Source organism: Butyrivibrio fibrisolvens (assembly GCF_023206215.1).
Taxonomy (GTDB): domain Bacteria; phylum Bacillota; class Clostridia; order Lachnospirales; family Lachnospiraceae; genus Butyrivibrio; species Butyrivibrio fibrisolvens_C.
This window is the reverse complement of sequence record NZ_CP065800.1, coordinates 2,082,380-2,094,712: the sequence shown is the minus strand read 5'-3', so window position 1 is coordinate 2,094,712 and position 12,333 is coordinate 2,082,380. Positions and strand designations below refer to the sequence as shown.

The following is a 12,333-nucleotide window of genomic DNA, read 5'->3' as shown; positions in this document are numbered from 1 at the left end:
ACACTTCTTTATAGATTACTTCTTTATGGGTTACTTCTTTATACACTACTTTTAATCAAGCGTATAAATGCACTACCATTTATACACTTATCCTCTTACAACATTATATCCTTTTATCTTGTAAAAAGAAAAAAGCGACACCCTATAAATAGAGTGCCGCGTAATATCTCAACTAAATCAGTCTACGATTCCTGTATTAAGGAATATAGAAAGTGCGAAGAAAAGAACTGTAAGAACGATTGTAGCTGTTCTAAGCCTTCCTTCTGCAGAACGTCCCTTATTCTTAGCCCAATATGTATCAGAGCTGGACTGACCTGTAAGAGCTCCAAGACTCTGTGTCTTACCCTGCTGGGAAATGATGATTCCAACAAGAGCTACACAAACACCCAAATATATAATATTTACAAGAAGTTTAACTGCAAATGCCATTGTAAAATGACCTCCCGAATTATTCTGTTTAGCAATTCAAACTGTATCTGTCATATCGAACAGACCTTGATTAGAATAACATAACTACGAACTTTTTTCAACTATAACTTTCGCACGATCAGGGCTCCCGGTTTATCTTCCAGAATCATAATCCCATAGTCTTTTCAAGCTGCTTGACTACGTTCCTTAGACAGCCGTCTTCAAATGGATTGTTAAGTCCTACCCGTGTGATCATGCTGTCAAAGAAGTCTGAAGCAGAAAGCTTGCAAAGCTCTAAGTAACTGTTCCATGCTGCCTTATAATCTTTGTCCATCCATACTTTGTACTGAAGAGCATCTGTTCCGGCGATGCAATAATCAATGTAGTACAGAGGGCAATCATAGATATGGTGCTTGTTCTGCCAGAAAGCACCGCCTTCATAATAATCATTGCCGCTATAATCAAGGTGAGGCTTGTACTGACGCTCAAGATCACGCCATACTCCGTTTCTATCCTTTGGAGAAAGTCCCGGATTCTCATATGCTATATGCTGGAACTCATCTACCATAGTGCCATAAGGGATGAAAATACAGGAGTCTTCAAAGTGCATGTCAGAATAGTCTTTAGCACGATCACCGAAGAAGAGCTTCATCCATGGATCTGTAAAGAACTCCATAGCCATGGAGTGAGTCTCTGCTGTCTCCATAGTGATATCCTGATGTTCTCTTATAAGCTCATTCCTTACAACAAATCCCTGGAAGGCATGTCCACATTCATGTGTGATCACATCAGCATCAGATGATGATCCATTGAAGTTAGCGAAGATAAATGGAGACTTATAATCAGGAAGATATGTCATGTATCCACCTGTCTTCTTAGTCTTTCTTCCAAGTACGTCAAAAAGTTCATTATCACACATGAAGTTCATGAACTCAGCTGTTTCTGGTGAGAGTTCATTGTACATCTTGCGGCCTGCCTCAAGGATCTGCTCGGGTGTTCCTATTGGTGCAGGATTACCATTAGCAAAATATACTCCTTCATCTTCAAAATGAAGCTTGGAAAGTCCAAGTCTCTTTCTTCTTACTTCGTGAAGCTTTTCTGCAAAAGGAACGAAGTCCTTCTTAACCTGCTCTCTGAAAGCCTTAAGATCAGCAGGGCCATAGTTATTGCGCTGCATACGTGCATAGCCAAGAGGAAGGTAGTTCTTGTATCCCATCTCCTCTCCCTGCTTGGTTCTGTTCTTTACAAGCTTATCATACAGATCATCAAGTGCTTCGGCATTATCTTCATAGAATGCAGAGTATTTCTTCCATGCTTCTTTCCTTACTTCAGGATCAGGACTGTTAAGATAAGGATTCATAAGTGAGAGGTTAAGTGTCTCGCCATTCCAGTCAATCTTAGCAGTAGCAAGGAGCTTGTTATATTCATCCTGAAGCTTGTTTTCTTCCTGCATAAGAGGAAGGATCTTCTCTGCTACAGAATTCTCTGCAAGCTCCATATTCTTGAATGCAACCTTGCCGATCTTCTCTTCAAGATAAGGTCTGAACTTAGAATGAAGGAGCTTCTTTTTGTACTCAACATCTATATTGGCAATTATAGGATTAACTTCATTGAAGAAGTCACTCTCTTTTTCATAGAACTCGTCTGTCATATCAACATCATGTCTGATCTCAGCTATAACTGACCGTGTCATGATACGATCGCTAAGCTCATAATATTTCTGATGGATCTCCCACTGCTCTTCGCCGCTAGTTGCTTCTTCCATCTTCTTTGTAAGCTCGGCATATTCTTTTTTGACCTCATCAATATCAGGTCTTGTATACTGCATTTCACTAAATTTCATAATTAACCTCATGTCGCGAGTGAAACGAGTGACTAATGGTTCAAATTGATGGAGCTCGCGTCATCAATTTGGGTTTGAAAGTGGAACACTTTCAAACTTTAACCTCATGTCCCTTCTTGAACGTAAATTACAGAAATCATAATTTTCTAATGACAAAAATATTTATTCAGCTATCAATCCTGGTTCATGATATCGCCGTTTCCATAAATCAGGCCATTTTCTATACGAATATTATAAATTCCGACATCTGCAAGCTTATCTATAAGCTCTCCATCAAGACTCTCATTGCTGTCAGCATTTAAGAATATATCATATACAGACAATACCATATCTGCACAAGTGGAAGTATATGCATCACCATACAGATACAAGCTACATGAACCTGTATCAGACGTTCCATCTGCCTTTATATAGTAAGATACTTCACTTCCATCCTGATACATATAAAAGTTGCCGACGTCCTCTTTAGTAGCCAGGAAATTCTTGAGCCATACTATGTTCCTTGGCCCCTTATAAGAGTACTCTCTTACAGATACGATGTTATCACCATTTTCATCATATATACTAAGAGTAAAGTCTGTATCCTCAGACAGGTTAACTGTAAATCCATCGTCAGACGATAGATAGCCATTAGTAAGGCCTGCTTCTTTGAGTTTACCGGCTGTAAGATCTGCTACAAAAGCATTCTTAAGCCATCCAAGATCTAGAAGCTGTGTGACTACATTGTCTTTACAAAAAGCTTTGTATTCATCTGATATATGAAGGATGATCTTATTATCCCCAAGAAGCTCTATATCGATACTTTCCGGGTCAGCTGCATACTCTGCAACTTTATTTACATAAGCCATGATCTCAGGATCCACGGAGGGATCATAGGCCTTGGCTTCAAGATCTGATGTACTGTTAAATATCGCAGTATAGTACGTAAGAGCAGGTCCTAGATAAATTGCTCTGTTATCATACTTTTTAAGCGTTTCTAAAACGTAGTACAGGTCTTCATCGACAACGATCTCAGTCTCAGGATTACAACTGATATAATACAGATTGTTGACATCTTTATATATATTGCCGGGATCAAACAGTCTGAAATAGTTGACCATAGCCTGAGAATATACAGGCGTAAGCGCCTTCTTCTCAGCAGCCGGCGATACGCCGCTTTGCCCCAGATTATATTCAAGAGTAAAGTCATCCCCAAGATTAACATCGCTTGTAGAATCTACTTTAATCTCCGTCCATCCCGAATCAGAATTATTAAGCAGCCATACTGCATAACTAAATGAAGCTATTGCAATACCTACGAATATTAAAGTAAGTATTGCTCTCCTTAATATATGATCATGATCTACTTCAGCTGTTTCTACTTTATTCGGTTTAGGTTTGTCATTAGCATATCTATTCATAATTAACCTGAATTGTAGTCACCTATTCTGTAATTGTCATACGCTTTTTTCTCGTACAACTTTTCCTAGAAAAGAGATTACTTAAAACATAAATACTTATAGTAAATGACATAAGAAAATGCACTTTCCAGTCATCAAATGCCCTATATGCCAGCATCAGATAACTGTCATAAGGTATCTTTCAAAATCATTTACTATTGTAAAAATATAGGTATCAAAAGTTCCCCTTTGATACCTATATCATAATATTTAAGGATTCTTAAGTTTCCATAAAACTCTCATGATCCCTGTAATGCTTTATTTAAGCGCATACAGAAGTGCCAGCAGGAACAATACTATCAATGCTCCGATAAAGATGAATCCTGCAACTGTACCTGACTTAACTTTTCTGTAATTACGTGCATAATGTTTCTTCTTGAATATAAACATCAGTATAAGGCCAAGTACAGGAAGGAAGAAGCTAAGAACTGAAAGCCAGAGAGCACCTGTATCATGAATAGGTGTATTCTTAAGGATATCCTCGTCAATAGTTGCATCTCCAACAGTTGTCTTCTGATTTGCAAGCTCTTCGTCAGTCATAATAGTGATTGACTTTACAGGAACACCTGCCTCACGGATTTTCTTGTATTCTTCTATCTCTTTCTTGTTACCATATACGAAATGGTTATGTCCTATATCTACCATTGTAGGCTTATCAGTGCTGTAGTCATGCTGACTGGCATCATAAGTAAGGAGCTTCTTGCGCTTCTCAAGCTTAGGATCAGGAAGCGGAATAGCAGATATAAGTGATCTGGTGTATGGGTGAAGAGGGAAATTGAACAGCTCTTCGGAATCTGCAACTTCCACAATATGTCCCTTATAAATAACACCGATACGGTCGGATATGAATCTTACGATTGAAAGGTCATGCGCGATGAAAAGGTATGTAACACCCTTTTCCTTCTTAAACTTGTTCATAAGATTCAGAACCTGAGCTCTGATAGATACGTCAAGAGCAGAGATAGGCTCATCTGCTACTACAAGTTCGGGTTCCATGACCATAGCTCTTGCAAGGCCTACACGCTGTCTCTGTCCACCGGAGAACTCGTGAGGATAACGTGTAAGATGCTCAGGAAGAAGACCAACCTCGTTGATCATATGCTCAACCTTCTGAACTCTGTCTGCCTCATCCTTGAACAGATGGAAGTTATAAAGACCCTCAGATACGATATAATCTACTGTTGCACGTTCATTAAGACATGCAGCAGGATCCTGGAATACCATCTGAACATTTCTGATAACTTCACGGTCAAGAGAACGCGGTATCTTACCGGAGATACGTACGCCCTTATAATCTATCTCACCCTTAGCAAGAGGGTTAACTCTGATTACAGCACGGCCGATTGTAGTCTTACCTGAACCTGACTCACCAACAAGTGAAAATGTCTCACCTTTATAAATATCGAAGGAAGCATCCTGTACAGCTTTAACTGCGTCTGCGCCTTTGCCGAATGTAATATCTATATCTTTTATGGACAGCAGGATTTCTTTACCTGTCTTCTCATCAATAGGTCCTTTTTCAGGAAAATGAGATGCTGTCTTGTTTTTTTCATATGTATTAGCCACTTTGTGTATCTCCATCTATTAGATATTGAATGCCTTGATCAGCGTCTCATGAATGTTACCTATTGCTTTGGGCTTTTCAACCTTAGGTGAACGAGGATCAAGAAGCCATGTCTTGGCATAATGAGTATCAGTTACTTTGAACATAGGCGGTTCCTTAATTGAATCAATCTTCAAAGCATACTGGTTACGAGGTGCGAATGGATCGCCCTGTATATCATTATAAAGTGACGGAGGAGTTCCTGTGATAGAGAACAACTCTTCATTAGGCTTAGCCAGCTGTGGAAGTGATGAAAGTAGTGCCCATGTATACGGATGGTGAGGATCATAGAATACCTCATCTACAGTACCATACTCTACAATCTGTCCTGCATAGAGAACAGCTACACGATCAGCTATATTAGCAACAACGCCAAGGTCATGTGTGATGAATACTATTGTATAATGGAACTCTTTCTGCAGATCTTTAAGAAGCTGCAGGATCTGTGCCTGAATAGTAACATCAAGAGCTGTTGTAGGCTCATCACAGATAAGTATCTTGGGCTGGCAGGAAAGTGCGATAGCGATTACGATACGCTGTCTCATACCACCTGAATACTCGAACGGATAGTCATCAAAACGGCTCTCAGCATTCGGGATACCAACCTTCTTCATAAGTGTAAGAGCTCTGACACGAGCCTCAGCCTCTGAACACTTCTGGTGCTTCATGATGATTGACGATATCTGCTTACCGATAGTAATGATCGGGTTAAGAGATGTCATAGGATCCTGGAATACTGTAGCGATCTTATTACCTCTGATCTGTGCCCAGTCTTCTTTCTCCTTAACGTCAGCAATATTAAGGATAGCTACGCCGTGAAGTGTATCCTCTGTCTCATCAACATAACGTACATGGAATGCAACTGTATCAAATACCTGATTGCGCTGATCTTCATTGTCAAGATCAACACCCATCTTCATAGCCTTCTTAAGAGCTTCGAAAAGGCCGCCCATAAGCTTATAAGCTCTGTAGTAGCCATAACGTCCACCTGAGAGATACATCTCCTTGGCGAGGACTTCATTTCTCTTCTTCTGCTCCTGCGTAACAGGCTTAGAGATTTCCTCATGATACTGAGCCTTAAGCTTTGAAAGTTCTGTGCTGTAATATTCCTTAGCTTTAGTATCAGCTTCAAATTCAGCCTTATGCTTTCTGATAGCTTCTTCTTTCTTCAGCTTAAGTTCAGCAATCTGAGCATCATAATCCTTGATCTTCTGAGTAGCTTCCTTTATGAGATGCTTCTCAGTCTTAGGATTATATGTCTGACGCTTATTGAAGATCTCTGTACGCTCATACTTAAGAGTATCAAGCTTATTAGCTATCTTCTCGCGCTCTTCTTCGTTAAGGTCCATTCTTGCGGCCTTTTCTTTTTCAAGAGCTCTGATCTTCTTATAAGTCTCAGCTCCAAACTCAAGTCCTGAACAATCATCAAGTTTGGCCTGATATTTCTTGATCATCTTGTGAGCAAATGCATTATAAGAAACCTTGGTATCAGCAAGCTCAAGGTCATTATAAATGATCTCACCCTTATCTATAAATCCATTGCTATCAAGCATGCCTGCAAAAGTCTTAGTAAATACAGACTTACCTGAACCGGACTCACCTACGATTGCGATTGATTCGCCTTCATATATATCTAATGAAATTCCTCTTATTGCAGTCAGTATACGGCCTCTAACATGGAACTTAACAACCAGGTCTTTGACTGACAATAATACTTTCTTATCTTCTGCCATTTTCTATCTATCCCCTTACATATGTGTTCTAGGATCTGAAGCATCACCAAGATTCTGTCCTACTACATAGAGCACAACTGTGATGATCGATACTACTATTACCGGGCTCCAGAATTCGAACTGCCATCCTGAAATAGCCATTGAGCTTTCATACTGGTATATAAGCTTACCAAGTGACATATCAGCCATACCCATTCCGATGTATGAAAGGAATACCTCGTAAGAGATATATGAAGGTATCTCAGCTGCAGCAAGTGTTACGATGATAGATGTCATGAAAGGCAGGATGTTCCTGATAGCAATCTTAAAGATTGATGTTCCAAGACAACGTGATGCAAGATTGTACTCTCTGTCACGGATGATGATAACCTGCGTTCTGAAAAAGTAGGCTATAAAGAGCCATCCGGTTACTGTCATGGCAAAAACCATAGTTCCGAAACTTGATGACATTACAAGTACAAGTACTGATACTACCAATGTAAGTGGCACATTACCAACAATGTTATAAACCTCTGTCATGATCAGATCAAATTTCTTGGAGAATCCCCAAATAGCACCAATGATAACACCAAGTGTCATATTAATGATCGCACATGAGAAGGCGAATGAAATAGAAATTCTTGCGCCGTTCCATACAGCATCAAAAGTAGATTCACCTGAACCACCACGGCCAAGTATCTCATGAATACTAAATCCGTTCTTGGCAATAGATGCTGATGGTGTAAGATGCTTCATTGAAGCATCTGTAATATTTGCAAACTTATCATATCCTGAAAACATAGGATAGATATAAGCAAACAGTATAAGAATAAGTAATACTGCAAGCATTATAATATTGATCTTCTTTTTAAAGAATACACGAAACACTGATTTCCAATAAGAATATCTAGGTGCTGTGATCTTCTCTGCTTCTGATTTATCATGCGTATCAAAAGAAAACAGCTCTTCTTCAGACATGCCTTCCAAATCATCTGTTAATTCAAATTTATCAGACATAATTTCCTCATTTCCAAGCGGCAGTACCGCATTTTTTTAGTTATAGCCACTTCTTATCTAGCCTTATCTGAGAATGAGATTCTCGGATCGAACATAGCCATAAGGATATCTCCAAGTATTACTGATGTAATACCAAGTGCTGTATAGAACAAAGTAACACCGACAATTACGCCGTTATCATACTTGGCAATCGCTTCTACAAGAAGATTACCTGCACCGGGAACAACATATACCTTCTCAGTAATGATCGCACCAACAAGTGCTGTAAGGATAGTTCCCGGAATTCCATGAATTATCGGAATAACCGCATTTTTGAAAATGTGTTTTCTGAATATCTCATTGTCTGTAAGACCACACGCCTTAGCAAACTTAACATAGTCTGAGTTCTGCTGATCGATCATGTATCTTCTAAGCCACTTCATAAGATCTGCAATACTCTTAATCGAAAGTGAGATGATAGGAAGTACGTACATGAGCTTACTTGTGGATTCCATATCAAATGTTGTAGGAAGTCCTGCACTACCACCAATAGCCTTAACCATGAAGATATAAGCAAGCGAAGGAACTGCAATAGCAAATACTATATAAATAGTTCCGATCTTATCAATAGCTTTATCCTTATGTCTTGCCATAGCAATACCAAGGGAAACACCAAGTACATATGCAATGATACTTGAGATAAGACCAATAACAAATGAATAACCAATTTTTGAAAGACCGTTCTTAACTGTAGATACATTAGTATAGTCATCTACAAAGAGCCTTTGGTTAAGCGTACTTGAAGCAAGTGATCCCTTTACATATGTAGCTGTATGAAGGTCATCAGCTGAAGCTTCTACAACACCAGAAGGGAAAGTTACTTCTGATGATACGTAAGATCCCTGTGACTGTGTCATTGTATCAAATACATCAATTCCCGCATTTACTGTATATGATTTACCAAGACTTATCTTGATAAGGTTCTGGTGAATATACGGGAAATTATTATCAAAGTAAAGTAAGTACTTATATTTAGTACCATTTCCGATAAGTGCCGGTGAGAACTTCTCTCCGCCATATGCCGGATCATGCAGTGTAAAGCTTATTCCACGTTTTCCAATATCAATTGAATCATCAACATAATGAATGCTGTCAATATCAACAATTCCTGTAAAATAGCCTGTTAAACGTGTTAAAAGAGGCTTGTCTCTGTATGCAAAGAGGGCTTCCTGCCCGCCATCTGCATATTTTCTACCTTTCTTGATGGTTATAGCATCAAGTCTGACAATTGTATAACCTTTAGATTCATAATACTCTGAAAACTTCTTAACATACTCAGCAACTGTTTCAGAATCATCTTCTGCCTTTTTACCAAGGTCCTGAATCTTTTCAAGTTCTGATGAATCAAGTTCTCCACTTGCAACAAGTGAAGCTATGTACTCTTCATAAGTAACATAGTCAATGTAACCGTAGTTCTCCCACATACGATACATGTACTGCTTCTTCTGGTTATTACCAAGATTCTGATATACAGAATCAGCAGCAAAAATAAGCTGACGATCCATTAATGAATAGATCAGCAGCATAACTATTCCTATAACTACAACTATAGAAAACAGTCCATGTAATAATCGTTTGATCAAATATTTTAGCATAGTCCTTCACTCCAGACGACCGGTCATGTGATAGAAGAATACGTTACATCTTCATAATTACTTACCAGTCTATATTACATCAAAGTCAGGAGAACGAGCATGAGCCCATTCTCCTGCTTATAATGTTTAATACTTATAAAACTTTTTAACTATCTAATTAGTAGATACCAAAGCACTTAACCATGTAACCTGCATAATCAGGAAGCATTGTGTCAAGGTATGTCTTAGGATCACCATAGTCAGGGCCCCAACCTGATACATCATAGATATCATAGTTAGCATCTGAACCAAGGTCTGTGTAATATCCTGCATAGTACCAGTCATCAGATGTTGCACAAGCTACAAGATTAACAACAACAGCTCCGCCAAGTGCATCCTCTACAGACTTCTTGAAAGCGTTAGCTCTGTTAGCATATATTTCACTAGCTTCAAAGTAAGGATAATCTACCAGAATAGGATTCTCAGCGCTAACTTCTACGCCCTGAGCTGCAAGCTCTTCTACAGCCTTATTGAGGTGTTCAACTGCTGCATCCTTATTGTACCATCCATCGAAACCTGATGAAGAACCAAGTCCATCATTTGCTTCAGGATCCCAAACCTTAGCATTAACGCCATCAGCATCAAGCTGTGCCTGTACGATCTCACCATAGTATGTTCCAGCAGGGAATGTTGTATCTGTTCCGTTGATAGCGATTGTTACATCCTCTTCAAGCTGTACGAAGTTACCAGGTGTGTATGTGTTGATAAGTGAATTGTACTTAAGGTCATCGCCGTTAGTCTGAGCGTTGTATGTACCTCTGTCAATTGACTGAAGAAGTGCAAGTCTGAACTCCTGGTTACGCATAGCAGCCTTTGTTCTTGCAGCGTCCTCTTCTGTCTGAGTTGACTTAGCAGCTGTAGCATCGTTAGTATTAGCAAATGCTGCACGGTTAACATTCATGAAACCTACGAAAGATGTAGCATCTGTAAGGCTGACATATGCATAATCATCATAAAGGCCATCATTCTTAGCTGCTTCAAGAGCTGCTGTTGAAAGAGTGCATCCTGAAATTGTACCAGCCTTAGCATCATTGTATGCCTTAGTAGCATCTGTTCCATCATTGTAAAGGAAGTAAATAGTCTGGATATTGATGTTATCCTTATTCCAATATGAAGAGTTAGCCTTGAATGTAATAGTATTCTTAGCTGTAAAGTTAGTTATAAGGTATGGTCCGCAATAAGCGATGTGGTCAGCGTCTGTACCATATGTATAGTCAGAAGCTGAAGAATCGAACTCATCACCGAACTTACCACCGCATGATTCGTAGTAAGAACGATTAAGAGGAGCGAACACGCTATAGCTTAACATAGTGTTAAAGTATGTGCAAGGAGCAACAAGGTCATACTCAAGTGTATAATCATCAACTGCCTTAACACCAACTGTTGAGAAATCTGTTGTCTCACCATTGATATAAGCATCCGCACCAACGATTACGTCCTGAACAAGGTACTCAAGACCGCCCATGGCATCCATCATGTGCTGCATACCAGCTACGAAGTCGTCAGCAGTAACATCGCCAACTTCACGTCCCTGAGAATCAACCCACTTAACACCTTCACGGATGTGGAATGTATATGTAAGTCCGTCATCAGAAACTTCATAATCTGTTGCAAGTGCAGGCTGCTGTGTGCCTTCTCCGTCATATTCCATAAGTCCGTCATATGTATGAACAAGAGCTCTTGTATCAGCCTGTCTTGAAGTGCTGAGTACATCCCAAGTTGTAGGGTCAGATGAGCTAGGATATTTATACTCATCTGTGATTGTATATCCCTTTTCTTCAAGAAATGACTTAACCCAGGACTCATACTCGCCTGTGCCCTTGAGCTCAGCATACTTCTCTCTCATTGCCATATAATCTTCAGCCTTGATAAGGTCAGAAGTTACTACAGCATTATGGTAACGGCTTTCATCATTGCCCCAAAGTGTAGGACATACTGTATAAGGAGCTACACGGCTGATAGCATACATACCGCCACGTGATGAGAATGGAATGAATACACCTGACTCGAGAAGCTTAGCTTCTGCTACAGCATCAAGTGCCCATGCTACATTCTTGTCTTCTTCTGCCTGAGCAGCTTCATAAGTTTCATAGAACTCACCCAGGATCTGGTTGTAAACATACTCAGAAAGCTCATCATAATCCATTGAAGACTCGTCTACAGCTTCTTCTGTGCTTTCTCCTGTCTCACCATCTGTTGTCTTACCATCTGTATTCTCTGTACCGGATGTCTGCTGAGTGTTATCAGAACCTGTGTTCTCGGTTGTGTTACCAGAACCACCGCAGGCTACTGAAGACACTGTCATTCCAGCTGTGAGAAGCAGTGCAACGACTTTAGATCTTTTCATAATTCCTTCCTCCTTTTATTCCTCTTCTATTATTAGATTCGGTAATTGTTTATGTAATCCTCTATGAGGCTACATCCCCTTGTTGTTTAACAAGTTGGCGCTTTAGTGCATCAGAGCATAACCTTAAAATAGAAAATGACGTTAAATTCTTCTTATAATTAAAGAAAGTCAATTTAACGTCATCGTTAGCATTTCAAAATTATGAAATTTCAGCTCCCATATAAACTACAAGTCAGAGCCTCATTCGATGCGCGCACTGTGTTACATCAACTTCCTTTATTTTACAGACAT

At 39.5% G+C, this 12,333-nt stretch carries 8 protein-coding genes; all 8 read right to left on the bottom strand.

Annotated elements, in window-relative coordinates; genetic code table 11:
- Positions 1–177 precede the first annotated feature (177 nt).
- Complete coding sequence (gene secG / locus I7804_RS08570) at positions 178–429, bottom strand: preprotein translocase subunit SecG (RefSeq protein ID WP_110073920.1); 252 nt, start codon at positions 427–429, stop codon at positions 178–180.
- 145 nt (positions 430–574) lie between these two features.
- Positions 575–2,251, bottom strand: coding sequence for a M3 family oligoendopeptidase (locus tag I7804_RS08565; protein ID WP_248405955.1), 1,677 nt, complete (start codon positions 2,249–2,251; stop codon positions 575–577).
- 173 nt (positions 2,252–2,424) lie between these two features.
- Positions 2,425–3,651: a hypothetical protein gene (locus I7804_RS08560; RefSeq protein WP_248402911.1), complete on the bottom strand. Its 1,227-nt coding sequence runs from the start codon at positions 3,649–3,651 to the stop codon at positions 2,425–2,427.
- A gap of 297 nt (positions 3,652–3,948) precedes the next feature.
- Positions 3,949–5,256: an ATP-binding cassette domain-containing protein gene (locus I7804_RS08555; protein WP_022753404.1), complete on the bottom strand. Its 1,308-nt coding sequence runs from the start codon at positions 5,254–5,256 to the stop codon at positions 3,949–3,951.
- A gap of 18 nt (positions 5,257–5,274) precedes the next feature.
- Positions 5,275–7,026, bottom strand: coding sequence for an oligopeptide/dipeptide ABC transporter ATP-binding protein (locus I7804_RS19115; RefSeq protein ID WP_092045249.1), 1,752 nt, complete (start codon positions 7,024–7,026; stop codon positions 5,275–5,277).
- A gap of 15 nt (positions 7,027–7,041) precedes the next feature.
- The gene (locus I7804_RS08540; protein ID WP_022753402.1) at positions 7,042–8,022 is read right to left on the bottom strand and encodes an ABC transporter permease; all 981 of its coding nucleotides are present in this window, start codon (positions 8,020–8,022) and stop codon (positions 7,042–7,044) included.
- A 53-nt stretch (positions 8,023–8,075) separates the two neighbouring features.
- On the bottom strand, positions 8,076–9,656 hold the full coding sequence (locus I7804_RS08535) for an ABC transporter permease (RefSeq protein WP_248402910.1): 1,581 nt from the start codon (positions 9,654–9,656) through the stop codon (positions 8,076–8,078).
- Positions 9,657–9,813: 157 nt separating this feature from the next.
- Entirely contained in the window at positions 9,814–12,042 is a 2,229-nt protein-coding gene (locus I7804_RS08530) for an ABC transporter substrate-binding protein (protein WP_110073925.1), read from the bottom strand.
- Between the last annotated feature and the right edge of the window lie 291 nt (positions 12,043–12,333).

Coding starts and splice junctions, on each gene's coding strand:
- I7804_RS08565 (WP_248405955.1), bottom strand. CDS start 2,251: ATGAAATTTAGTGAAATGCAGTATACAAGACCTGATATTGATGAGGTC.
- I7804_RS08535 (WP_248402910.1), bottom strand. CDS start 9,656: ATGCTAAAATATTTGATCAAACGATTATTACATGGACTGTTTTCTATA.
- I7804_RS08560 (WP_248402911.1), bottom strand. CDS start 3,651: ATGAATAGATATGCTAATGACAAACCTAAACCGAATAAAGTAGAAACA.
- I7804_RS08540 (WP_022753402.1), bottom strand. CDS start 8,022: ATGTCTGATAAATTTGAATTAACAGATGATTTGGAAGGCATGTCTGAA.
- I7804_RS08530 (WP_110073925.1), bottom strand. CDS start 12,042: ATGAAAAGATCTAAAGTCGTTGCACTGCTTCTCACAGCTGGAATGACA.
- I7804_RS19115 (WP_092045249.1), bottom strand. CDS start 7,026: ATGGCAGAAGATAAGAAAGTATTATTGTCAGTCAAAGACCTGGTTGTT.
- secG (WP_110073920.1), bottom strand. CDS start 429: ATGGCATTTGCAGTTAAACTTCTTGTAAATATTATATATTTGGGTGTT.